Consider the following 22,659-nt stretch of genomic DNA (forward strand, 5'->3'; position numbering starts at 1 on the left):
CTCCTCGTTCGTAAAGGCGGTGTCAGGGCAGTTCGACGGGCCCGTAGAGGGCGGCCGGCTGCTGCGTCTGCAGCGCCCAGTACCGGTCGCCGAACGACCAGTGCCACCACTCCGTGCCGTAGTTGATCAACCCGGCGGTGGACAGCGCGCTGCCCAGGGTGGCCCGGTTCGTGCGGGCCCGGGCGCTCAGGTTGGGGGCGTCGGTGTAGCAGGCACCGTCGGACTCCTCGGGGGAGGCGTTGACGCGGGTGCCCATGTCCAGTTCGCGGCCCTGGTGGTCGACGAGGGTGACATCGACGGCCGCGCCGGCGGAGTGCGGGGCGATCTCCGGCGGGGAGACGAACCTGCTGGCAGCCGTCCGGAGTTCGGCGGGTGGCCACAGCGGGTTCGCGCGGGCGAGCTTGGCGGAGTACGACTCGAAGTACTCCTTTTGCAGGGCTGGCGGACGAAACCCCTCAATGAACAGCAGCGCGACGCCGACGGGCAGCACCGACTGGGCGTGCAACAGCCGGGTGAGGACTCCTTGCCGAGCATGCGCCCACGCTCCAGCAGCGTCGTATTTGCGGTCGTCGACATGCAGACCGTGGGAACGGACGTCGACGAGGTCTTCACCGCAGTCCCGCACGGGCATCGCCGCCACCCGCCGATCGGACATCAACACAAGGCTGCTGCTCATTCGTTCCCCCAGTCCCAGGTGCCGAAGTAGGCCGCCAAGCCGGTGGTGCGGGCTTCCTCCACCGCGCTCAGGCGTGCGAAGTCACGGGCTGGCATCCTCGCTCTCCACTCGTCCAGGGGCAGGACGCGGACCTCGTCGTGTTCCCGCGGGTTGAGCGTGATGCCGCGGATCTGCTCAGCGGTGAGCCGGCCGCCGTCGAAGACCATCCCGATGGTGCTGTAGGGCCACTGGGCGCCGGGCAGCCCGTACACGGTGGCCAGCAGCCGGGGCGGCCCGGACACGGTCAGGCCGGTCTCCTCACGGCACTCGCGCACGGCCGTCTCGAAGGGCCGCTCCCCGTGGTCCATCGTCCCGCCGACCATCTGCCAGGGGTGGCCGGGGGAGTAGACGGAGTGCAGCTGGAGTGGCCGGCCGTCCTGATCGGTGAAGTGCAAACAGGCGAACGCGGTGGCTTTCAGCACCGTCTCGGCGTACTGCTCGGGCGGCATCCACACCGGACCGTTCTCCGGTGCTGATGTCGTTGCCGCCGGCAGACGCGTCATCCGCATCAGCGCCGGGCTGCCCGTGAAGCCCAGCTCCCGGTAGAGCGGCTGGGCCTCCACGCTGGCATGGAGCTCGAACAAGGTGACGTCCTCGGCGTCGGCGAGGTGGTCCAGCAGCGTGGTGACCACTGCGCGGGCGTAGCCGCGCCGCCTGAAGCCGGGATGGGTGGCCACGATGTGCACGCGGGCGGCCAGGCCCCGGGGGTAGGCCGGGGCCGACAGGACAGGGTGGATCAGTCCCAGGGCGCAGGCTGCCATCGAGCCGTCGGGGGCGTCGACGACGAATGCTCGCGCGTCGCCCGCTGGAGCCAGCCGGGGCGCCAGCTCGTCCGCGGACCGCCTGATCCACTCCTCGCCCAGGGGCGCGGACAGGACATGGTCGGAGCGCATCCGGATGATGCCTTCGGCGTCAGCAGATGTTGCCGCGCGCACCGGTACGCGCCCGGCAGCAGTCGGCGGGTGCGGGTTGGCTGTGGCGGTGGGTGCGGGGTCGGCGTTCACCAGGGTTCTCCTGTCGGTGAGGGTGAGTCGTGGTGCTCGGCGCCCAGTCGGGCCAGGGTCCGCCGGCCGCGCTCGACCAGTTCGGGATCAGCGTGGGCGGAGCCGTAGGCGATCGCGCTGACCGAGTCGAGGGCCGCGTCGATGACCAGCCGTGCCTGTTCGGCCGGGGTCAGGGGCCTGCCGTATCCGGCCAGGAACGCTGCGAGCAGGTCGGGGCGCCCGTGCCAGGCGTCGGACAGGCGGACCAGGTCGCGCACGGCCGGTCCTGGCTCGCTGCGTTCGAGGTCGATCACCGCCACAAACGGCCCGGAGTCCTCCACTTCGTCTTCGGCCGCGCGGGTGTCGGGGTCGTGGAGGAGGTTGCGGAGCTGGAAATCGCCGTGGGTCTCCACCCACTCCAGCGGTGGCAGGTTCTTGGCCTGCCGGACGAGGTCGCGGACGAACTCCTCGTCACCGGGGCGCAGATGAGACCGCGCTGCGGCCAGGTGCCGGTCGGCCTTGGCTACGGCCGGGCCGCTGTCGGCAGGAGCGGGCCGTGGGGGAGAGGCCTGGTGGATGCGGCGGGCCAGCGCGCCGATTCGGTGGAAAACCTTCCTCTCCCGCTCCGGGGCCAGGACCACGCCGTGCAGCGGACGGCCCGGCACCGCGGTGATCACTACGGCTCGCAGCGCCTCGTCGGCAGCCACCAGCCGGGGCGCCGCCGCACCAAGCGCCGGAGCCCAAGTCCGCAGGCCCCGCACCTCACGGCTGTGAAACCGCTTGCTCTGGTGCACCTTCACGTACCAGGTGTCGCCCTGGACGCCGTCGGCGCGCCAGACGCGGCTGTTCTCGCGTGCCCATGACGTATCCGTCCACTGCGCGATCCGGCCGACCGCCTGCTCCGCGAACTTCACGACCACCGCACCGGGAGCGTCGGGATCTTTTCCGCCGGTCACGTCCGGGACAAGGTGCAGCCGGTCGGCTGCGGGGTCGAAGGCGATGGCGTCGCCCGGCAGTTGGAAGTGCACGGCGAGGTGTGCGCCGGCGGTGTAGGCGTCGAGTCCGGCGCGGCAGTACGCCACCATGCCGGTGGGCAGGGCGTCCAGGGAGGCCCATTCCATCGCGTCGCACACGTCCGGCTCCGCGATCCGGGGCTCGCCCTGCCACCGGCGGACTTCGAAGAAGTGCCCGGTGCGACTGGCACCGCCGGGACTGCGGTGGTGCACGGTCGCAGCGGCCCGCACGTCGGCCGGGTCGATGACGACCCCGGTCTCCTCCCGCGCCTCGCGAACCAGCGCGGTGACGACGTCCTCGTGCGGGCCGTCCAGATGCCCCGACGGCAGATGCCACAGGCCCGCGGCGTACACCCGCCCGGCCCGCCGGGACAGCAGCACCTGCGGCCCGCCGACGGTCTCCCGGCGCAGGATCAGATGGACGTCCACCGGCTCGGTGTGCCGCTGCTGGCCGTTCATCGTGTACCTGCCGGACGCCGTGCGGTTCGGGAGGGGGGCGTCGGGATAGGGCATGGGGCAGATCTTTCGTCGAGCGGGTGGAGGGCGGGTAGAGGCCAGGACAGGCGGCCGCATGCCGAGGCGGCCCGCTGGCCGCCATCCGGATCAATGTGGAGGCGGTAGGAGTTGGGGCTTCCGGCCGCCCGCCACCGGGCAGCCAGGTCCTGAAGCTCCTTCCAGATGTCGCGCGGCCCCCGGGTGGTGACGTTCCAGCGCCTGTCGCTCACCGGCTCCACGCGCAGCCACGAGCCGCAGCCGGGCGCACCGATCACCAGGTGCTCGGTGCCGAAGTCCCGCACGAGGCCGCCAAGGAGATAGTCCGCGGCCAACCACAGACCCCGGTCACCATCGGCCGGCGGCGCCAGCATGCACCGTTGAGTCCAGGTGCCCGGCTCGGCGTCGATGCGTCGGCGGAACTCCTCGCTCAGCCAGATCCGCTCCATCCCGTGCCCCGCCCGGTGCGCGAACTCCACGGCTCGCAGCTCCGCCGCGATCCGCCCGTCAGAGGTGCGCTCCACGACGGCGAGGCCCGGCCACGACGGCGACGCGCTGGTGACGTGCACAAGGAGACGGCCGCCGGGGGCGAGCTGTTCGACGAGCGCCGTCGGCACGTGCTCCATCGCGTACGACACGAAGATGCGGTCGAACTCCGCCCCTGGCACACCCTGTTCGCCCGAGCCGCACACGACCTGCGGTCGGAATCCCAGGTCGGCCAGCCGGACCGCTGCCGCGTCGGTGAGATGCCGGTCCCGGTCGAGGGTGACCACCCCACGGTCGCCGCAGATCTCGCACGCGACCGCGGCGGTCACCCCCGCACCGGTGCCGACGTCCAGCACCCGCTGACCGGGGCGCAGTTCAAGCTCCTCCAGCAGGGAGGCGGTCAGGCCCATCACCGTCGACATCGAGGTGATCGATGCTCCTGAACGCGGCCCGCGCGCGCGGCCCAGCAGCGGCTCCCCATCGTGCTGGACGAGCACGCTGCCCCCGCCGTACAGCAGCCCGAGCAACTCGGGGCGGTCCTGTGGCTCCGACCAGTCCAGCAGGTCCCACCGCGGCGGGTCGTCGCCCGGCGCGGTGCGCCGCACGTACGCCTGCGGCATCAGCACCTCGCGCGGCAGCGCCAGCAGCGCCTCGCGCACCGCCCCGTCCCGCAGCCCGTGCCTCGCCTCCATTTCAGAGACCATCGCCGTGCGCGCGGCAGCCGGGTCCACCGCGACCGAAAGCGGCTCGGTGTCGGCCGGCCGTGCTGCCCGTCCGGGGGTTGCCGGGCTCGTGTCCAGGGCCGTCATCGCCGATCCCACCCCCTGGGTGAATACAGGCGCCCGGCAAGCACGCCTTCGATCGCCTGGCGGGTGTAGGGCACGACGGCGTCCGGGAGGTCCTTCGGGTTCCAGAACCGCCATTCCACGCACCGGTCGGGCTCCCGGACGGCCGGGGTTCCGGACCAGGTGCGGGCCCGGAAGATCAGGCCGATCCGGGGGCGGGTGGACGGCGAGGCCACGAGATGGACGAGGTGCACGAGTTCGACGTCGTCCGGCTCGATGACCAGCCCGGCCTCCTCCTCGGCCTTCCTGACCAGGCAGCTGACCGCCTCCTCGCGTTCGCAGCGCCCGGCCAGATGGGAGGGGCCTGCCGGTTCTGTGGCGGTGGTGGGGGATGCTGCGGTGCTGCGCTGCCCGGGAACACTGTCGGCTGATGCATCGGCGGGCTCGCTCATGCTGACCACCCCGTATCCGGGCGTGATGAGCGACGGAAGATGCTGAGACGATGCTTCATCCTGAGGACGGCCCGGTTCCCAGCTCCGGAGGACTGATGATCGGGGGTGGGGAAGGGAGTCATGGCGTAGCTCCATCTGGGCGGGGGGAAGGAAAGCACGCTAGGGACGCCAACTGGACGAGGCCGTGGGTGCGTTGCCGGTTGCGATGGTGCCGGGATTAACGAGCAGCCGGAGCGGATCGAACACACGTGTTTGAGACGAAGCCTGTTCCGTGCAACGACGCGGGGCGATCCTCGTGCAGAGTGCATGCACCCTTGAGGCGTGCAGGTCTCGCTCTCTCAGGCAGCTGGCCGAAACGCCGTGGTTGATACACATGTGACGGATGGGTTTACCGTCGGCCTTTTAGCGCTTCCGGTCGACTGTCCGCCATGAAGGCAGCCCCGGGGCGGTGGCTACGGTGGGAGATGACCCCGCGGTTCCGAGAACTGCCGTAGCTGCATGACCGTTGGGGCTTGGCGCATGGGGCGTTGCGCCTCGCCCCGGCCACCTCAGTGGAGACAAGCGGGGCCGATCGTGGGGCCTACCAGGTGTAGGTGTGGCCGTCCGGCGTGACCGTGAGCGTGAACTCCTCCAGCGGGGGGCTGCCCGCAGCATGCCAGCGGCCGAGGGCCTCCTCCGCAGCATCCCAAAGGGCGACCGAGCCGCCCTGCCTAACGGTCCACCGATTGCCCTCGTCGTAGACGGCGGCCCACGAGCCGGTGTCGACGTCGACGAGGACGTGCTCCTGGCGCCCGTCCTGCTGCAGCGTCAGGCGCTGGGCGTACGGCACGGCGTCCTGGACGACGAACCGGCCCGCCCAGTCGTCGAGGACGTCCGCCCCGAGGATCGCTTCACGCTCCTTGCCGCCGCTGAGGTCCGGCAACAGCCCGAGCGGTGGCGCCGAGTGAGGCCGGGCGAGCATGAAACTGACGTGACCGCTCAGCAGCGGACCGCTCGCGGTCCCGTCGTCGTGCACCGTCAGCCGGGCCAGGCTCGACGACGCCAGCCATCCGCCGACGGTGGCCAGGATCAGACCACCGGGTCGCGTCTGCTCAATCCAGCTCTGCGGAACGGTGCGGACCCCACAGGTCGCGATCACCCGGTCGTACGGGGCCTGCGCACCGTGGCCCAGGAGCCCATCACCCGTGACGAGCGCGGGGTACTGGCCGACTCGACCGAGGGCCGCTCGTGCACGGGCAGCCACATCCTCGTCGTACTCGATCGACGTGACACAGTTCTCGCCGAGGCGCTGGCAGAGCACGCCGGTCGAGTAACCGGTCCCCGTGCCGATCTCCAGGACGCGCATGCCGTCCTCGACCTGGAGCTCTTCGAGCATCCGGAGCACGAGGGAGGGCAGCGTGCTGGAGCTGGTCGGCTCGCGCAGGATCTCGCCGCAGATGTCTGCCGGCACGATGGTGCCGGCGATCTGGGTGACCAGCGACTCGTCTTCGTAGCAGGCGTCGAGCCATCGTGGGTCGTCCGCCAGGACCGGCGTCCAGGACGTTGCCGAGCCCCTGGCTCGGCGGAAGAATCCGTCCCGGAGGAACTCGTGCCGCGGGACCGCTGCGGCGGCCTGCTTCCATGGCGCGGTGCGCAGACTACCGCTCGCGGTCAGTGTGCTGACGAGCTGCTCAAGCCGTGCCTGGTCGCTCACGTCGTCCTCTCCAAAAGGTCTGCGACGGCTGCGCGCATCGGCAGGCCCGTCTCGGACTCCAGCCAGTACCACTGACCGGACGGGTTGCACTCCAGGAACCACCATCGCTGGTCGTGGTCCAGGGCGAAGTCGAAAGCGCCGAAGACGAGCCCGAAGTGGCGCATGTACCGGTGCAGCGCCTCCTCGATCCCGGGCGGCGGCTGGACGACGCTGTAGGTGAGCTTGCTGTAGTCGGTGCGCCAGTCCAGCAGGTCGGAGTCGATCCGTACGCAGAAGACGCGTTCACCGATCACGGTCACCCGGATGTCGCCGGTCTTGGGCACACGCTGCTGAAACAGGTGAGCTGTCCCGGCCACGTCGTCGTCGACCTCGGCGGCCGAGACGTCGGCGACCTTCACGACGGCGGACGCCCCGTCGATGAGGTACACCGGGTTGTGGAGCGGCTTGTAGATGACGGGCGCGTGCCGCTTGATGAAGGCCCGGGCCGCGTCGGGGCTCGACGTGATGAGCGTGGGCGGCACGTCGAACCCGGCCGCGGCGGCCGCGGCCAGACCGGCGGGCTTGAACTCCGCGTCGCCGATCCGGTGCGGGTGGTTGACGTACAGGCAGCCGGGCAGCGAGGCCAGCACTCCACCGAGCCCGTACCGCGCCTGGGTGACGGCGAACTGGGCGTCCTGCTCGTTGAAGTGCGGGAAGGCGAACCCGGACGGGCGCCGGTAGTAGAGGGACCGGATGCCTGCGAGGTCGGCGGTCCGGGACGGGGTGCTGATGCGCCCCCGGACGCCGTGCGAGGTGATCTCAGCCTCCACCGACAGTGACCCGGGGAAGTCCCCGGAGTCGAGCCGCACGACCGGGACACCCCGGTCGTGCAGCTCGGTGATCACCACATCGGCGGTGGGGTCGTACAGCGCGGTGACGACCAGCACCGGACGCGAATAGTTCACTGGTCGGAGTCACTCCCGGTGTCGCTGTCCTGCGTTGAGCCGTTGCCGTCGGGGCTGGTGCCCGTCGACGGGGTCGTACCCGTGCTGGTGCCGTGACCGGGCATCTCCATGGCCTGTCCGAGACCGTCGAAGAACCGGGCCGTCTGCGTGGCGGGGTCGAGGTGGGCGTGCGCGTAGGCCGGCGCCATCGCCGGGTACGGGGCCATGCGCTGTACGCCCCACGGTGTCGGGGTGATGGTGCCGGACGGAACCGGCGACGAGGCCGGGAGGCGGTCGGAGTGAACGAACACTGTTGCTCCTCTGTCTGAAGCGAGTTGATGGCGAGACCCGGCCCGCCAGCGTCTTCCGGGACGCCGGCAGACCGGGCGCTTGTGGGTGCGGCCCTGACCCGAAACGGCCGCCACAGGCCCCTCAACCGGGGCGGGGTGCGCGCGTCAGGTACGAGGTGCGCGGTTGGCGCAGGCGACGTGGATATGGCTCGTGACGACGCCGCCCGAATTGCTCACCCGGCCGTACGGCACGCTCTCGTTGCGGCGGTGGATCGCCCGATCGCATGCGAGGCAGATCGGCATGCCGGTGAGCGTCTCGTAGTGGTCGCAGAGGGCTGCCAGTGAGCGGGCGAGCTTCCGGGCGAAGACCAGGGCCGCGTATGCGCCCTGCCCGGCCCTGGAGCGGAGCTTGTCCCTGGCCTCCCCGACGCAGGCGAGCGCGCAGTAGCGGGGGATGTCCTCTTTGTGCAGGGCGAGCGCGTTGGTCTCGACCTCCGGGACGATCAGCTCCATGTGACCGCGGAGTGCCTCCGTGAGGGCGTCCATGTCGAGGCCCGGAGGCAGCTCCTCCCGGGCGGGGAGGACCAGTGCAATGGTCTGCCGCATCACGAGCACGTCCACGGCGTAGGTTGCCGTCGCTTCGCAATGGCTGTCAGACGTGACGGTGTTCACGATCCTCACGGTCCGGCCACCTTCGCCTTGACGGCATGAACGGTGCATTGGCAGTCCGGCCAGTGATGGTCGCCGAACAATGCCAGGGGGCGGCTGGGCTGCGCGACGACCCTCCCACGCTTCTGAGTGATCACGCCGTCGCGTGTGACGCTGTAGACCCGCATTTGCCCTGGGAATCCCGGGCTCTCGCCCCGGGCGGTACCGTTCCCCATGTCGACGCTCCCTCGCTGGTTCGAGCGTTGGCCACGCCCCCGGGGCCGTTCGCGCGGTCGCCGGGGTGCGCTGTTTCCATGCATCGAGGGTCGTCTTTTGCGTGCAACCGCGCGATGACCGGCGGGGGTTACCGAGGCGGTAATACACTCGTTGCCGCTTCGCAAGGTCTTGATGCAGCACATACGATCACTCGGGAAGCTGGCCCATGGACACCTCTACCGGCCCGCTCGCTCCGGACGTCCTTGACCGGGAGGACCTCAGGCGGGCTCTGGCCGAACACGACTTCGCAGCAGCCTTCGCCCTGATCAAGAAGTGGGGAGGTCTCTCACAGAATCGGATCGCTGTCGCCTGCCAGCTCACCCCCGGCAAGGTCTCCAGGATCATCAGCGGGCAGCAGCAAGTCACCAGCTTCGACGTCATCTGCCGGATCGCCGATGGCTTACGCATTCCCGGGCGCATGGTCGGGTTGGCCGACCGCCCATGGGAGACCCGACCTCAAGCAGGACCACCAGACCCGCCCAGACCCGCGGCCTCCCACGCGCCCGACAGCGCACCCTGGCGCTCCTCAGCAACCGTTGGTCTGGCCGCTGACCTGACCAGGAGTGACCTCGTGATGGATCGTCGCACGGCAGCGCGCACCGTCGCAGGTGCCGCCGTCTTCGGCGCCCACCTTCTCGATTCGCTGGAGGCATGGCTCCAGCCCCCGCCGACCGCCGAGCCTGCCGCACGGCGCGGGCGGATCGGCTCGCGCGAAGTCCAGGAACTCGCTGCCACAGCTCAAGCCTTCCGCGCCTGGGACCATAGATACGGTGGCGGCCTGCGCCGCAAAGCCGTCGTCGGCCAGCTCAACGAAGTGGCCAGTCACCTCGACGAGCAGCAATCCCCTACCGTCGAACAGGCCCTGTTCGGCGTGATGGCGCAGCTTGGCGGCGTCGCGGCCACCATGGCCTGGGACAGTGGACTGCACAAGCAAGCCCAGAACTACTACCTGCTCGCCCTACGTGCCGCTCACGCCGGCCGAGATAGCTCCTTCGGCGCCAACGTACTCGCCGGTATGGCCCGCCAAATGCTTTACACGGACCGGCCGAACGACGCTCTGGAACTGGTGCACCTGGCACAAAAGGGCGCGCGCGGTTCGGCAGGCTCCCGCCTTCGGGCCATGCTGCACACCCGGGAAGCCTGGGCGTACGCGGCCATGGGCCGCACCGCTGCCTTTGAGCGGGCCACGCGAGAGGCAGGCGATGTCCTCGCGGAGTCACCAGCCGGCGAAGAGCCCTACTGGATTGCCTACTTCGACGAGTCCGAGCTCGCCGGAGTCACGGGCGGACGCCTCCTCGACATGGCCCGCAACGACCCTCATCAACATGCGGAGGGGGCCGCCGCGAGCATCCGCCGCGCGCTTACGACGCGTGGAGCGGAGGCAGGGCGCAGTCACGCATTGGACCTCATCGGGCTCGCGGAATGCCACTTCCTCCTGGGCGATACGAGCGAAGCTGTCGAACAGACCCATCGGGCCGTCGATGCGGCCTCGCACACTCAGTCGGGCCGGGTCCGTACACAACTCGGCCAGCTCTACCCGTACACGGTGGGCCGTTCCGCCTCACGTACGGTCAGCGAAGCGCGGGCGAGGATCCGCGACGCCCTGTCGACCTGAAGAGGAGCAACGTGCCCACGATCGCCGTGACCGGACACATGGATCTCACCGAGGCGAGCGTCCCGCTCGTGCGCGACGCGCTGCGAGAGACACTCAAGCCGCACGCGGCCGCGGGTGATCTGACCGGACTGTCGTGTATTGCGAAGGGCAGCGACTCCATCTTCGCCGAGGTCGTCCTCGAGCTCGGCGGCAGCCTGATCACAGTCATCCCGTCCAAGGACTACCGACAGACCAAGGTGAAGCCGGACCACAAGGACACGTTCGATCGTCTCGCCGCAGCTGCCAGCACTCTCGTTGTCCTCGACCACGAGACCGCCAACAGGGCGGCGTACGAGGATGCCAACAACACGCTCCTCGAACGGGCGGATCGTCTGGTCGCCGTGTGGAATGGCGAGCCGCCGAGCGGCAAAGGTGGCGGCACGGCGGACACGGTCCTCGACGCACGGTCTGCTGGAATGCCGGTGGACGTCGTCTGGCCGAACGGGGCAGCACGGAAGGGCTGATGCGGCGGGGCCGCCCGCTACCCTGCCTGTGGCGGGCGGCCCGTGTCTGGGTGTCCAGAGTTCAAGGTGGTCGGCGGCGACAAGGCGTCCTTGTCCTGGTTCGTCTGCTGCCGCCGTCTCCACCGGCGCTACGAGCGCAAGGCCGAACACAGGCGCGGGGACCACGACACGATGGTCCTCGACCGGCAGGCCGCCCCTGGACCACCCGCGCGGGCGTGGGGACCACCCGCGCACGTTGCGCCGGCGCACCCTGGACCGGGGACCATCCCCGCAGGCGCGGGCCGTAGAGGATGAACAAGATGCCCTGTAGGCAGAGCGGTCCGACACCGGCCGTGGTCCCGGGTGTCTGCACGCAGTCCACCGGCGCCCACCTCGCCACCCTGGTTCGCGCGGGCGCCAAGTACGAGAACGGCGGCGTCCTGGTCGAGCGGCAGGAGCAGGCTGAATGAACCACCGCGACACAGCGCAGGAGGAGCCGGCTGAGCACCACCGCTTCATGGCCTACTTGAGCGCCCTGGAGCAGGTCACCGACGCTGAGGAGGCCGACATGCTCGGCAAATTCCTCACCGACCCGGACCAGACGATGGCTCAGTCCGCCGTCCTACGGCACCTGGACCGCCGAGCTGCCGAACTCCACCCCGGCCCTGCCTACGAATCTTGGGCCGAGATGGTGACCCGGGCCACGACACGCCATCCGCTCCTGGCCCAGCGACTACGCGAGTGGTCACTCTTCCGAGCCGTCGCACTGGGGCAGCCGTGGGAGCCGGACGCCTTGCTCGGCGCATCCAACTGGCTCCAACTCAAAACGGCCGCCGCCTCGGACGCCCCCGCCCTCGAGTTGCTCGCCGATGGCGGTCGCACCAAGCGGGTCCGCAACACCGCCAGGACCAACATCCAGCAGGACAGATCGCCCTGAATCGCAGATCAAATCATCCACAAGTCTTGACCATTGCTCCCCGGAGGCGTGGGTCTGTTTCGAGTTGCTCCGCGCATGCGGAGGTGAACCTAGGGCGGAGGCCGAGCAGGGCGACCACCTGAAGTCCGCTCCGCGCAGGCGGAGGTGACCCGGCCACCAAATGCCGAGCCGTTCCTCCAGCTCCAGTAGCACTTCGTAGACCGGACCGAATACGGGGCTTGGCCGGGCTCCGGTCACTGCGACTCAGTCCCACGCTCGGCGGCCGCGATGCCCGAACACGGCGGTTCCTGGCCGTCAATGGGCCAGATGCCACGGCGGCCGGGCAGCGCTGCGCAACCTCTCGTCCGGTGCAGTGCCGGAATCATGGTCAGTCCTCTTCCTTCTGGTCGACGGGAAGGATGCACGCATTGAACAACGAGACCGGTGGCAAGAGGAGGCTGTCCGCTTGAGTGCCCTTCCCCGCCGAGGTCGAAGAGGGCGATGGAACGGTCGTGGCGACAGCCGATCTGTCCGCCGCAGACCTCTTCTGGGATGCTGAAGGCCAGGCTAGACAGGGGGCAGACGGTGTATACGGAACCTATGGCGCGAGCCGTTGTGGAACCAGCAGTGCTCAATCTGGTACGGCAATACCCGCGTGGCAGTGTGTTCTCCACTACCGTCACATACGGCGGGGACGACTTCAGCATGTGCGCCCACATACGGGCGCAGTGGGCGGGACCCGGGCAGGTGAAGGTCGCACTGGCCTGTTGGGTCGTCAACATGGACACGGCGCGCTATTTCGGTGACAACCCGCCGGCCAGCGAGGAGATGCGCCTGCCACCGGAAGGCACAGCGGAGTGGGACGAGGAACTGACCAGCCGGGTGATCGGCCACCTCGCAGGCCGTATGAACGCTCTTGCAACCGCCCTGCCGACCGCCGACGAACACCTCACCATCACCGTGCCTCTCGTCCTGACGTAGTCCGGCACGACGGCCATCCCGGCAGGGCAGACACGAACCATGGGTGAGCCGTGGCTTCTGCACACCCATCTCCCCACACCGGCTCTGGAGATCTGGGGGAGGCTTCGCGGGGCACCGCTCCACGGCTGGCGCTCGCTCCTTCGGCGAACGCCAATTGATCTGCAGGGCCGACCCCTTCGGGCTTACGGTCGGGGGATGTTCGACGTACGTCTGCGGACCCTGCTCGGCAGCCCGGCCGGGAATGCCACATACGCCCAGTTCCTGACCGGGCTGCGCAACCCGAGCGCCGCGGAGAGCGGAGACAAGGACCACAAAGGCGAGCAGTACGGCAACGGCACTGAGGGGGCCGGTGAACTGGCAAAGGACGTCGGGGCGCTGGCCAACGCCGGCGGCGGAACCGTGATCCTGGGTCTGCGCGAAGACCGGGCCACGTCGATCCCGCAGCACGCCAACCCGGAGCCGCTGACCGACGAAGGCGGCCGCCCCCGTCGTGGCGCGCCAGCAAGAGGGTGGACGGTGCGCGAACCCCCGCCAAGTCGTTGGTGACGGCGTGCTGTTTGCTCTGACTGTGGTCGGCGACTCCATGATCGACGCGTCGATCTGCGACGGCGAGGTGCTGGGCCGGCAGGTCGGTCCGGTGTGGCTGATGCCCTGCAACCCCGCTTGTCAGCCGATCCCCGGCGACCAGGCGCAAGGCGGTCGGCGTCCTGCGGCTTCTCTGAGCAGTAATGCCTTGGAGAAGGGCTGTTCGGTCATGTCATGCTGACTCCTGACGAAGGGGCGTAGCTCAGTTGGCCAGAGCGCCGGTCTCCAAAACCGGATGCCGCAGGTTCGAGTCCTGCCGCCCCTGCCAGACGAAGTCGGAGAGGAGCCAGCGGGTTTCACCTCGCAGGCGTCACACCGATCCCGACAGAGCTGATGATCTGTAGGCGGCTCTCCCAAAGTTGTGGACCGCACCCTCGGACAAACCGCAGACCGCGGGAATGAGAGCAACGCCCCCCCTCGGCATCGAGCCGCCCATCCCCATCTCATAAGCGGCGTGAACGGGGAGGAACACACCATCACCCTGGGGTTGGGGCTCGTGGTCTGGAAGACTGCGGAGGCTGAGTACCTGCTGCATAGGATCTACGTGCACCTCGGTGAAGCGGAGAAGGCCTACAGCGAACTGGCAGTTGCCACCGGCGGCAAGCTCGTACAGCAATGCCGAAAGGAGCTGGAAGCGGTCACTCTTTCCGCCTCGTTCAAGACGTCACTCACCGAAGCCCTGGACGCTGCGGAGGAAGGATTCCGCCTACGCAACCGCTACCTGCACGGCTACTGGATCTACGACAACGAGTCCTACCAGTGGCTCACCTTGAAGGGAGCCCACCGCAGTGACCGTCCCGAGATCACTTTCATCAACAGCAGCGAAGTGTGGGAATTGGCCGAGCGCTTCCAGAAGCTCTGCTCGAGCCTGCTTCACTGGGACACCGCCCACTTCGGCGAGCCAGCCGACGACGAGGACGGCCACCAGGGCCTGGGCTCGCGCAAGCAGATCTGACGCTCGGCACGAATTGGCTGGACGATCAGTTCGTGAGGCGGGCGTTCGGACTGCTGGATGGCGTCTCTGCGTTTGGTACGTCTGGACGACATCGATGACGCCTGGGCAGCAGCCCGCTATCAGCCTTCAGCGGCACACGCTCACGGAGCTCCCCACTCCGCACCCTGCTCGTGCAAGAGTGGCGGTATGTGTGGTCGATACGCATCCACTCGCAGCCCGCAGGCACTGGCGCCGCTCTTCCAGGTGCCCGACGTCCCTCCGGAGGAGACGCTCGCGCCGAACTGGAACGTCGCCCCGACCAACGACGTGTGGGCCATCCTCGAGCGCACACCCCGCGACGAAGAGGATTCCGGCAATGTGCGGCGGGAACTGCGGCCGCTGCGCTGGGGTCTGGTCCCGTCGTGGGCGAAGGACGTGAAGATCGGCGCCCGGATGATCAACGCGCGGGTCGAGACGGTGCACGAGAAGCCCGCTTTCCGCCGCGCGTTCATCCGCCGCCGCTGTCTGCTGCCCGCCGACGGCTTCTACGAGTGGCAGCAGGCCAAGGACCCCGACACCGGCAAGGTCCGCAAGCAGCCTTACTTCATCCGACCCGAGGACGACCAGGTGATGGCACTCGCCGGTCTCTACGAGTACTGGCGCGACCCGGCCGTGAAGCAGGACGACGACCCGGCCGCCTGGCTGATGACCTGCACCATCATCACCACCGAAGCCACCGACACGGCCGGTCGTGTCCACCCCCGCATGCCGCTCGCCCTCACCCCCGAGCACTACGACGCCTGGCTCGACCCCACCCACCAAGACCCCGACGAGCTGCGGACCCTGCTCGACCAGCCGGCCGGTGGACACCTGGACGCCCGCCCGGTCTCCACCGCGGTCAACAACGTCCGCAACAACGGCCCCCAACTCCTGGACAAACTCACCGCGTGAGGTGCTCAGGTAACTCCTGTGGAGGCGACTTCTGCTCAGGAGCGAGCACTGACACTCAGGTGCGGCACCGCAGAGCCAGGCTGGCGCCGTCGCATCCCCCCGAAACGACGGAGCCAGCCTCACTACATCCCGGACATCCTGGACTCCGCCGCCTCCACGGGCCCGGAGGCGAGGTGGGCTTGTTTCCCACTTCAGGTTCGAGAAATCTGGATGGCTGATTCGGAGTGATGGGGTCCGCGACACCTTCGATGTGGGTCCGACTTGCTGCTTCGAAGCTCCTTACCAAGGTCTCATGTCCCTGTCTGGTGCCGAGGCAACCAGGGCTGGGCCGCGATGTCAGCCGTCGAAGTGGGTCCACTCGACCGCGGCGTCGGCCAGTGGGGCGAGAGCGCGGCGGTGGGTGGCGCCGGCCCAGGTGCTGAAGCTGTCGTCACCTTCATCCGTGATGTGCAGGACAAGCCCCGGGGCGACATAGAAGCGCGTGGGAGCGCCCGGACAGTAGGGGCGCAGGGGGACGGGGTGAAGTCTCTCGGTGAGCAGCTCCACTTGCTGTGCGGTGAGCAGAGCGGACAGCGCCATGTAGTCAGCGCCCATGGCAGCCTCGAAGAGAGAGAACTGGATGAGGAAGCCGCTGAGCGGTTCCTGTTCGGCGATCGGAGGTTCGTCGTACTCGCAGAACCAGACCGGCGGATCGGTTTCGGGTCCGTCGAGCGTCCACGGCAGCGACCAGACGAACCCTCCCTGGTTCTCTTCGGCGAACACGAGCATCTCGCCGTTGGGATCGGTCCCGCACTTGGAGGAGGGATGGATCCGGTTCTGCACTCCCAGAGAGCAGGGGCGGTGCTGCGCCAGTCGGTAGAAGAGCCGCAGCCCGTTCGGCAGGCCGAAGGCATGCGCCCGTTCTGAGGGTGGCTCAGGAGATTCGGACGTCGCGGGATACCAGCCGGTGATGAACTGTTCGAGCGCGGTCGCTCGGTCGCCGTTCACATGTCGGAGCCACTCCAGGCTCGGGAGATTGGGCTGTGGAAGCGGCGGGCGGACGCGGTCGAGGTCGGACTCACTCAGGGGAGTATCGAGCCGGAGAGTGCAGCGGGTGAGAACGCGCTCGACGTGGCCCGGAGATACTGTGGTTTGGGCCTGAGCCACGGTTCCGGTGCCGAGATAGACGAGGCCCTCCGGGACTCGGGCCATCAGGTGGAGAGGTACCTTCGTGTCGTCCGCCGCCCACATCCAAGGTGCAAGTCTCTCCTTGACCGGCGTGGGTGCGGGACCGATGAGACGGACCTCCTTGGCGTTCCACACACTGCTTCTGTCGAGTGCGTCCCCCGCTTCGACGATGATCACTGTCCCGGTGTCTCCGATGACAACGGTGGCACTGCCGAACGTGAGGCTCTCTGCGGCTGTCGTGTCACCGGAGAGCGCGTACGCCTGCACGTCGTTCACGAGGGACATCAGAGATATTGCGGGAGAGTGATCAGCCATGTGCACATCTTCCTCGACGGCCGGATATCGGCTTCCGACAACGCTCGCCCATCGACTGTTCTGCCGGATGAGTTAGCCGTTGTTGGGACGGGGCGGTTGACGGGTGGTGGCGCTACGCCAACGCGCAGTGCGAACCTCTGACGTGACTCTGAGCCTGGCCATCTCTTTCGGCCCCTGAACGAGCCGGCACGCCCCGGTGTCCTGATCGACGAGGATGGGCCAGTTCCCTCCGATGCGGATCTGGCGCCCTTGTTGGTCTTTCGCCGTGGGATACCAGGTGAAGCCATAGATGCCCGTGACGGCCGGGGTCGCCCACAGGCCGACCTCGAAGGCCCACTCGTCCCAGCGGTCGGTCAGAGTCCGGCCGAACTCTTCCGCACGTCTCCGTGCCTCCTTCTCTTCCAAGGGATTCCCTTCACTGCTCTCCCACTCTTGAGAGGGAAGACGCTACGGGACTGAGCCAGGCCACGGAATGAGAGCCACCCCCCGTGCACATTCTTCTGTACTCGGCAGCGCACGGAGAGAAATACGCGGACAGTTCGGCAGCCAAGGCCCTTCGCCCACACCAGGCATCGTGAAATCATCAAGCGATGACCGAACCGAGCGCTGACGACGGCCGCACCTTCCGGCGCGAGACCGAGCTGGTCGTCAACGAGATCGCCCAGGGGCTCCGCACGTTGGACTCGGGTGTTGGCTGGTTCTCCGGCCTCGCGCCGACAAAGCAGCAGGAGGTCCTGCAGGAAGTCACCGGCTATGCGATGCAGGCGCACATTACATCTGCTGACGGCCGTGCGGGGGTGGCGCGGTCCGGGGTGAAGCCCACAGCCAACCCTTCGGTCATGATCTGCATGGACCCGCCCCGCTACGGGTTTGCTGGCCTCCCTGCCGCCGAACACGTCACGGCATTCCGTGTCCTCGTTTCCGTGTTCGCCGTTGCCGATACTCGCCGCCGCGACACGTACTGCAAAGGCACCTGCGGACATGCGTGGCACAACCTGCCGGCGACAACCGAGTAGCCGTTCCATCGGCGATTGCGCCTCTGGCTTGTCTGTCGGTGGCCGGACCCTGGTGCTGCTACTGCACCACAGGCGTGTGAGGATACGTCCCAGTCCGAGAAGCGACTTCATGTGGAATGACACCGGATCGGAATTGGCGGCCCCCTCGATGCGTAGGGGCACTGCGCGTTGTCGCATCCGAACCATGCTGGAAGATGAGGGCGTGCTGCCCTACGTCTATCGCGTCACCAAGTACGACCCCGCCGACCGTGACGACCACGGCCACTACACGGGCACCGAGGACACCATCAGCGACCACGGCCAGGTCGAGGGTGCCTACCTTCAAGCAATCGAAGCGTTCGCCGCGGACACCGGTATCGACCGCCTGGCGGTCCGCGAGCCGCACCTCCCAGTGCCATTCGTGAACTTCGGGCTGGAGGCACCGATGGACGGCTTCGGACTGGCCAGTGCCTTCCCGACCGGGCCGGACGGTTTCCACGATGGCGCGGAGGTCTCGGTCGGCACCGCGATGGATCTTGTACGGGCCATGCTGCGCGACGGCGGCGCATGGTGTCGGCTGGAAGTGGAGGACACCTTCGCCGTGCACGTGGGCTGGGACCAGTACATGTACATCGGCAGCAGTCGGCCCTGCGCAACAGCGGTGGCCCGGACCCGCGCGCTCGGATTGTTCCCGGAGCGGATCGACGCCTCGCCGTACGAGTTCGCAGCCGAGGACGAAGGTCCCCAGCGGCCGGCCGACGACGAATTCTGGGCTCAGTTGCGCTGGTCGATGGAGGGGACCAACGCCAGGGTTCTGGAAGAGCAGTCCGCCTACAACTTCGGGCGATGGCACCGCCTCACCACCGACAACATCGACACGATCCGCGCCGGGCTCGCTCCCCGAGCTCGGCTGGCTATCTGGCCGGACCTGTCCTCCGACATCGACGCGGTACTCGCCACGCTCCCCGCCGAGGGCCACGTCGAGTGTGTCTGGCAGGGCAGAGATGGACGGATGCACAGCGCCACCGCCGACGAAGACGAGTTCCCGGAGCTGACCGCCCGCCTTTCCAGCGCTTCCGCCGCGATGATCCTGTCCATGTACGCCGACGACCGGGTCCCGCTGCTCGCCGCCGTCATGCCCGACAGCGACGGAGTGGTACGCGCCCGCTGGGAGATCGACCCCACCCCGAGCACCCGGAAATGGGCCTTCCTCAAGACTTTTCAACAAGGTGAGATCGTCTCCGGCCGGGTGACCCTGATCGACGATTTCTTAGTCACTTTCGTGGACATCGGCGGCTTCGAAGCGATGATCAATGTCCCCGAGCTGTCATGGCGCCCCTTCAATCATCCCTCCGAGGTCGTCGCCGTCGGCCAGGAGATCAGCGCCAAAATTCTCGAGGTAGATCCGATCCGTGAACGCGTGTTGCTGTCGCTCAGGGCCCTGCACAAAGATCCGATGCAACTGCTGGCCGGGCAGGTCGGCCAGACCGTCGTCGGTCGTGTCGCCAAGCTCGTGCCGTTCGGGGTGTTCGTACGCATCGAAGAGAAGGAGAACGGCTTCGAGGGGCTGGTGCACAACACCGAACTGGGCGACGGGCACCCGGGCCATCCGTAGTTGGCCGTCCATGTCGGCGACGCACTCCCCGTGAAGATCCTGGACATCGACCCGACTCAGCGCCGCATCACGCTCTCGCACCGGCAGGCGATTTCTGCCCGCCGGGACGAACCCGGCACCTGATCAATCTAGGTCTTCCGATTCCGGAGACCACTACCCTCGATCGTCTTGGACTGCCGCCTGGTCGTCGTCCTTGGACACGACTCGTGCGGGGCAGTGGCCGCGGCACGCGCCGCCGTCGCGGGCGAACCACCCACGCCCGGCTACGTCCGGGACATCGTCGAGCGCGTCACTCCGAGTGACCTGGCTGCCCAAGCAGCCGGCTTGCACAACGACAGCGACATGATCGACACGCACATACGGCACACCGTCGACCTACTCCTGGACCGCTCCCTCGGCCTTGCCGAACAGGTGACACAAAACCACGTCGGCGTCGTCGGACTCGTCTATCATCTGGCGGAGGGCAAAGCCCGCCTCGTCATCAGCCATGCCATCCCCGCAGCGACCGCTGCCGACACTCCGACAGACACCGCAAACTGACCGGGTCGTAGTTCCTCCGGCCCCAGGGGATCGTGTCTGTCGGACGTGAAGATCGTTAGACGGGCGCCGCGCACAGGATCCGGTTGCACCCCTCGGATGCGTGCGGCCGGAGGGCTCCGTCCGCGGGTGTGCGAGGACATACTGGCGGGCATTGCAGCGGCCGTTCTCGGCGAAGCCTCCGCCCGGTTCGCTATCGGGTGTGACAGATCATCGGGGAGCGGGGAGGATCGGGCGTCATGAGCACAGCGGAGATATCTGAGCACCCGCCCATCTACGACCGGCTTGTCAAGGAGCGCGGCGACGTGCTGGCCGAAACTAGGAAGGTCGCCAAGCAGACGCAGGCCCAGGCGCGGCAGGCGCTGGACTGGAGCGCAGTGCGGCGTTCCCAACGCACCTTCTCGGCTTTCGGCTGAGCAGCGCGGAGAGCCGGGCGTTGTCCAGCCTTAAGAAAGCATGTCCGACCACGGCTGGTCCTGGGGCGAAAGACCCAGCCCAAGCCTGAACTGACCGCTCACTAAGCGCTCCTCGCAGGCACGGGCCCGCCCGGCACGTGTCCGGTCACTTCGGCTGTCGTCGCAGAGGACGTCGCGCATCCGCACCACGTCTCCCACGCCAGGGTGCGCGACAGCTGAGAGCTCGACACTGTGCTGCCCGGGTTAGGGTTTTCGGCCGTGGCCCGGTCCCGGCCGCGCTCTGGACGGGGCCGGGCTACCTGCCGCGCTGGCGATTGCCCAAGAGCGCCTGGCGCAGGGCCGGATACGTGCTGCGAAGGTCGCTGCGGCAGGTCGGGCAGTGCCGGCCGTCCTCAGGCAGAGTGAACTCCGCGGCGTCCTGCCTGTACGGGCCGCCGGTGATCGGCCTCCCGCACCGCTCACACGGCGCCACCTCGGGCACGGGTTCCGGCTCGGGCGGCTTCGTGGCCCACCGCTCCTTCTCGGCAACCCGCTCGAGCTTGCGCTGTGCCAGCTCCTCGTCGTAGCGGGGGGGCCTCTATGTTCTTCGTCAAGCGTGTGGTCAGGTTTGGCCCGAGGTTCGATCTTCTCCGTGGGGCATGAGACTGTCTGGTCGTGCCAGAGATGATGGGTGGGTTGGAGTCGGCCTTGGCTGAGGCGTCGTCTCCTTGGTGGAGGCAACGTGCTCGCGCTGGGCGTGACCTTGGTTCCTTCGCTGATGTTCCTGAAGTTGCGGAAGTGCTGGTGGGGCTGCTGCTGGATGCCGAGGACACTGCGGTGATGCGACAGACGGCAGAGGCCCTGGCCCGTGTGGGGACGGCGGCCGCGGTGAGGCTCATCGCTCTCGCGGTTGTCGAGGCTGACGGCAGCCAGGCTGACTGGCTGCAGACCGGGGTTCATGACGCGCTCGTGGGGCCGGACGGTGCGCCGGACGTCGCTGCGGCCTGCGGGAAGCTCGCCCGGGACCAGGAAGAAACTGTCCGGCGGGGTGCCGCGGAGATCTCGGCGTGGATAGACGGCACAAGCTGTTGACCTGAACCGATGTGCCCGTGGGCTGGTTCATGCAGCCGCCGCTTGGGGGAGGCGGGGTTCGTAGAACGTGCCGTCGCGGAGCATGGCGAACAGCACGCTGATGCGTTGGCGAGCGAGCCGGAGAAGCGCCTGGGTGTGGGCTTTACCGCGGGCGCGTTGGCGGTCGTAGTAGGTGCGTGAGGCGGGGTCGGCCTTCATGCAGGCGAAGGCGGAGAGGAGCATGGCCCGTTTGAGCTGTCGGTTTCCGCCTCGGGGTGCGTGTTCGCCGTGGATCGAGGTGCCTGACGACTTGGTGGTGGGGGCGAGGCCGGCGTATGAGGCCAGGTGGGCGGCGCTGGGGAAGCCGCTGCCGTCGCCGACGGTGACCAGCAGGACGGCGGCGGTCCTGACGCCGACTCCGGGTATCGAGGTCAGGACCGGTGAAGAGGGTGGGCCTCCAGCAGGGTGCTGATCTGGACTTCGAGTGCCCTGCGTTGGTCGTGGACCGCTGCGAGCGAGGCGGCCAGGGCCGGGATCACAATGTCGAGGGTGCCCGTGCCGGGAACGACGACGGTCTGCTCATCGAGTGCGGTGAAGACATCGTCGATCAGCCTCTGTGCCATCCGCGGGGCCTTGGGCCGGATGAGTTCGACGAGTCTGCGGCGGCCGGCCTTCCTCAAGGCGGCCGGGGATCCGAATCGCTCGAGGGCCAGGTGACGGCCCGGTGGTCCAGTCGCGGGCCAAGGACACGCTCGAGGCCGGGGTGGAACTGGGTGAACAGACCGCGTATCCGGTTGCTGGTGCGGGTTGCCTCGGCGGCGAGGTCGGGGTCGAAGCCCCTCAGGACAGTGAGCTCGGCGGTGATCTCGTCGGTCAGTTCCAGCGAGCGCAAGGTGTGAGGCATCGTCCGGGCGGCGTCCGCGATGACCGCGGCGTCCTTCGCGTCGGTCTTCGCCTCGCCGGGGTACAGATCAGCGATCCGTCGCATCGCGAGTCCGGGCAGGTAGGCGACCTGGCAGCCGGCGTCCCGGGCGACGGTCAGGGGCAGGGCGCCGATCGATGCGGGCTGGTCGACGATCACCAGCACAGTGCCGAACTTCTCAGTGAGTTTGTCGAAGACGGCCCGCAGTTTCGGTTCGCTGTTGGGAAGCGGCTTGTCGAAGACCTTCTTGCCCGCCGGTGTCAGCCCGTGGCCGTGGTGAGCTGTCTTGCCGACGTCCAAACCGAGGAACACACCCACTTCTCCGGTGTCTAACATCGCGCCCTTTCCACGGTGGTTGACCGGCGGTGGCACCGTGCTCGCGCATCCACGTTATGCAGACCTGCCGCCCGCGAACTGTCCGG

At 68.3% G+C, this 22,659-nt stretch carries 24 protein-coding genes, 1 tRNA gene and 2 pseudogenes; 15 read left to right on the plus strand and 12 right to left on the minus strand.

Translation table 11 applies throughout. The annotated features are described in order from the left end of the window. Positions 1–22: 22 nt before the first annotated feature. From AB0C62_RS35080 to AB0C62_RS35120, 9 genes are all read right to left on the minus strand, one after another. Positions 23–655, minus strand: a complete 633-nt coding sequence (locus tag AB0C62_RS35080) for a M15 family metallopeptidase (protein WP_362980230.1) — start codon at positions 653–655, stop codon at positions 23–25. A gap of 17 nt (positions 656–672) precedes the next feature. Next, a complete protein-coding gene (locus AB0C62_RS35085; RefSeq protein WP_362980232.1) occupies positions 673–1,719 on the minus strand; it encodes a GNAT family N-acetyltransferase in 1,047 nt (348 codons plus the stop codon). Next, a complete protein-coding gene (locus AB0C62_RS35090; protein ID WP_362980234.1) occupies positions 1,716–3,224 on the minus strand; it encodes a phosphotransferase in 1,509 nt (502 codons plus the stop codon). The genes AB0C62_RS35085 and AB0C62_RS35090 overlap by 4 nt, the downstream gene beginning before the upstream one ends. Next, on the minus strand, positions 3,167–4,381 hold the full coding sequence (locus tag AB0C62_RS35095; RefSeq protein ID WP_362980236.1) for a methyltransferase domain-containing protein: 1,215 nt from the start codon (positions 4,379–4,381) through the stop codon (positions 3,167–3,169). Before AB0C62_RS35095 ends, AB0C62_RS35090 begins: the two co-directional genes overlap by 58 nt. A gap of 113 nt (positions 4,382–4,494) precedes the next feature. Continuing rightward, positions 4,495–4,926, minus strand: coding sequence for an NUDIX domain-containing protein (locus tag AB0C62_RS35100; protein WP_362980238.1), 432 nt, complete (start codon positions 4,924–4,926; stop codon positions 4,495–4,497). A 580-nt stretch (positions 4,927–5,506) separates the two neighbouring features. Then, complete coding sequence (gene tgmC / locus AB0C62_RS35105) at positions 5,507–6,619, minus strand: ATP-grasp peptide maturase system methyltransferase (protein WP_362980240.1); 1,113 nt, start codon at positions 6,617–6,619, stop codon at positions 5,507–5,509. Then, positions 6,616–7,563: an ATP-grasp ribosomal peptide maturase gene (tgmB, locus tag AB0C62_RS35110; protein ID WP_362980242.1), complete on the minus strand. Its 948-nt coding sequence runs from the start codon at positions 7,561–7,563 to the stop codon at positions 6,616–6,618. Before tgmB ends, tgmC begins: the two co-directional genes overlap by 4 nt. Further along, positions 7,560–7,853, minus strand: coding sequence for a putative ATP-grasp-modified RiPP (gene tgmA, locus AB0C62_RS35115; RefSeq protein ID WP_362980244.1), 294 nt, complete (start codon positions 7,851–7,853; stop codon positions 7,560–7,562). The genes tgmB and tgmA overlap by 4 nt, the downstream gene beginning before the upstream one ends. A gap of 144 nt (positions 7,854–7,997) precedes the next feature. Beyond that, complete coding sequence (locus tag AB0C62_RS35120) at positions 7,998–8,513, minus strand: DUF6415 family natural product biosynthesis protein (RefSeq protein WP_362980246.1); 516 nt, start codon at positions 8,511–8,513, stop codon at positions 7,998–8,000. A 409-nt stretch (positions 8,514–8,922) separates the two neighbouring features. Here AB0C62_RS35120 and AB0C62_RS35125 point away from each other — a divergent pair, with 409 nt between their 5' ends. From AB0C62_RS35125 to AB0C62_RS35170, 10 genes and pseudogenes are all read left to right on the plus strand, one after another. Then, entirely contained in the window at positions 8,923–10,371 is a 1,449-nt protein-coding gene (locus AB0C62_RS35125) for a helix-turn-helix transcriptional regulator (protein ID WP_362980248.1), read from the plus strand. 11 nt (positions 10,372–10,382) lie between these two features. Next, positions 10,383–10,874, plus strand: coding sequence for a hypothetical protein (locus tag AB0C62_RS35130; RefSeq protein WP_362980250.1), 492 nt, complete (start codon positions 10,383–10,385; stop codon positions 10,872–10,874). A 299-nt stretch (positions 10,875–11,173) separates the two neighbouring features. Further along, entirely contained in the window at positions 11,174–11,323 is a 150-nt protein-coding gene (locus AB0C62_RS35135; RefSeq protein WP_362980252.1) for a hypothetical protein, read from the plus strand. Continuing rightward, entirely contained in the window at positions 11,320–11,790 is a 471-nt protein-coding gene (locus tag AB0C62_RS35140) for a hypothetical protein (protein WP_362980254.1), read from the plus strand. Before AB0C62_RS35135 ends, AB0C62_RS35140 begins: the two co-directional genes overlap by 4 nt. 642 nt (positions 11,791–12,432) lie before the next feature. Further along, complete coding sequence (locus AB0C62_RS35145; protein WP_362980256.1) at positions 12,433–12,750, plus strand: hypothetical protein; 318 nt, start codon at positions 12,433–12,435, stop codon at positions 12,748–12,750. Positions 12,751–12,945: 195 nt separating this feature from the next. After that, positions 12,946–13,296, plus strand: a complete 351-nt coding sequence (locus AB0C62_RS35150) for a hypothetical protein (RefSeq protein ID WP_362980258.1) — start codon at positions 12,946–12,948, stop codon at positions 13,294–13,296. After that, a pseudogene (locus AB0C62_RS35155) lies at positions 13,277–13,516 on the plus strand (hypothetical protein); the annotation flags it as partial. The gene AB0C62_RS35150 and the pseudogene AB0C62_RS35155, both read left to right, overlap by 20 nt. Before the next feature lie 10 nt (positions 13,517–13,526). Continuing rightward, positions 13,527–13,603 (plus strand) — tRNA-Trp (locus AB0C62_RS35160). A 186-nt stretch (positions 13,604–13,789) separates the two neighbouring features. Continuing rightward, complete coding sequence (locus AB0C62_RS35165; protein WP_362980260.1) at positions 13,790–14,290, plus strand: hypothetical protein; 501 nt, start codon at positions 13,790–13,792, stop codon at positions 14,288–14,290. A gap of 186 nt (positions 14,291–14,476) precedes the next feature. Then, on the plus strand, positions 14,477–15,220 hold the full coding sequence (locus tag AB0C62_RS35170; RefSeq protein WP_362980262.1) for an SOS response-associated peptidase: 744 nt from the start codon (positions 14,477–14,479) through the stop codon (positions 15,218–15,220). A 336-nt stretch (positions 15,221–15,556) separates the two neighbouring features. Here the strand turns inward: AB0C62_RS35170 and AB0C62_RS35175 are convergent, their stop codons facing one another. Both AB0C62_RS35175 and AB0C62_RS35180 read right to left on the minus strand, forming a co-directional pair. Beyond that, complete coding sequence (locus AB0C62_RS35175; protein ID WP_362980264.1) at positions 15,557–16,663, minus strand: hypothetical protein; 1,107 nt, start codon at positions 16,661–16,663, stop codon at positions 15,557–15,559. A gap of 111 nt (positions 16,664–16,774) precedes the next feature. Further along, complete coding sequence (locus AB0C62_RS35180) at positions 16,775–17,107, minus strand: hypothetical protein (RefSeq protein ID WP_362980266.1); 333 nt, start codon at positions 17,105–17,107, stop codon at positions 16,775–16,777. A 185-nt stretch (positions 17,108–17,292) separates the two neighbouring features. Between AB0C62_RS35180 and AB0C62_RS35185 the strand changes: the two genes are divergently transcribed. From AB0C62_RS35185 to AB0C62_RS35205, 5 genes are all read left to right on the plus strand, one after another. Then, positions 17,293–17,718 carry a DUF5958 family protein gene (locus AB0C62_RS35185; protein WP_362980268.1) on the plus strand — a complete coding sequence of 142 codons (426 nt, stop codon included), beginning with the start codon at positions 17,293–17,295 and terminating at the stop codon, positions 17,716–17,718. A gap of 184 nt (positions 17,719–17,902) precedes the next feature. Next, entirely contained in the window at positions 17,903–19,312 is a 1,410-nt protein-coding gene (locus AB0C62_RS35190; protein ID WP_362980270.1) for a S1 RNA-binding domain-containing protein, read from the plus strand. Between the two features lie 168 nt (positions 19,313–19,480). Further along, the gene (locus AB0C62_RS35195; protein ID WP_362980272.1) at positions 19,481–19,852 is read left to right on the plus strand and encodes a carbonic anhydrase; all 372 of its coding nucleotides are present in this window, start codon (positions 19,481–19,483) and stop codon (positions 19,850–19,852) included. 236 nt (positions 19,853–20,088) lie between these two features. Further along, a complete protein-coding gene (locus AB0C62_RS35200) occupies positions 20,089–20,265 on the plus strand; it encodes a hypothetical protein (RefSeq protein ID WP_362980274.1) in 177 nt (58 codons plus the stop codon). A gap of 666 nt (positions 20,266–20,931) precedes the next feature. Further along, positions 20,932–21,336 (plus strand): HEAT repeat domain-containing protein, encoded by a 405-nt coding sequence (locus AB0C62_RS35205; RefSeq protein WP_362980308.1) that lies wholly within the window; start codon positions 20,932–20,934, stop codon positions 21,334–21,336. Positions 21,337–21,363: 27 nt separating this feature from the next. Here the strand turns inward: AB0C62_RS35205 and AB0C62_RS35210 are convergent. Next, a pseudogene (locus tag AB0C62_RS35210) lies at positions 21,364–22,573 on the minus strand (IS110 family transposase). Between the last annotated feature and the right edge of the window lie 86 nt (positions 22,574–22,659).

This window comes from Streptomyces sp. NPDC048643 (assembly GCF_040650615.1).
Lineage (GTDB): Bacteria > Actinomycetota > Actinomycetes > Streptomycetales > Streptomycetaceae > Streptomyces.

Excerpts from the sequence above, each read along its gene's own strand:
- AB0C62_RS35080 (WP_362980230.1), bottom strand. The coding sequence starts at position 655 with ATGTCCGATCGGCGGGTGGCGGCGATGCCCGTGCGGGACTGCGGTGAA.
- AB0C62_RS35090 (WP_362980234.1), bottom strand. The coding sequence starts at position 3,224 with ATGCCCTATCCCGACGCCCCCCTCCCGAACCGCACGGCGTCCGGCAGG.
- AB0C62_RS35095 (WP_362980236.1), bottom strand. The coding sequence starts at position 4,381 with ATGGAGGCGAGGCACGGGCTGCGGGACGGGGCGGTGCGCGAGGCGCTG.
- AB0C62_RS35100 (WP_362980238.1), bottom strand. The coding sequence starts at position 4,926 with ATGAGCGAGCCCGCCGATGCATCAGCCGACAGTGTTCCCGGGCAGCGC.
- AB0C62_RS35125 (WP_362980248.1), top strand. The coding sequence starts at position 8,923 with ATGGACACCTCTACCGGCCCGCTCGCTCCGGACGTCCTTGACCGGGAG.
- AB0C62_RS35135 (WP_362980252.1), top strand. The coding sequence starts at position 11,174 with ATGCCCTGTAGGCAGAGCGGTCCGACACCGGCCGTGGTCCCGGGTGTC.
- AB0C62_RS35140 (WP_362980254.1), top strand. The coding sequence starts at position 11,320 with ATGAACCACCGCGACACAGCGCAGGAGGAGCCGGCTGAGCACCACCGC.
- AB0C62_RS35150 (WP_362980258.1), top strand. The coding sequence starts at position 12,946 with ATGTTCGACGTACGTCTGCGGACCCTGCTCGGCAGCCCGGCCGGGAAT.
- AB0C62_RS35170 (WP_362980262.1), top strand. The coding sequence starts at position 14,477 with ATGTGTGGTCGATACGCATCCACTCGCAGCCCGCAGGCACTGGCGCCG.
- AB0C62_RS35185 (WP_362980268.1), top strand. The coding sequence starts at position 17,293 with ATGACCGAACCGAGCGCTGACGACGGCCGCACCTTCCGGCGCGAGACC.
- AB0C62_RS35190 (WP_362980270.1), top strand. The coding sequence starts at position 17,903 with ATGCTGGAAGATGAGGGCGTGCTGCCCTACGTCTATCGCGTCACCAAG.
- AB0C62_RS35200 (WP_362980274.1), top strand. The coding sequence starts at position 20,089 with ATGAGCACAGCGGAGATATCTGAGCACCCGCCCATCTACGACCGGCTT.
- AB0C62_RS35205 (WP_362980308.1), top strand. The coding sequence starts at position 20,932 with ATGGGTGGGTTGGAGTCGGCCTTGGCTGAGGCGTCGTCTCCTTGGTGG.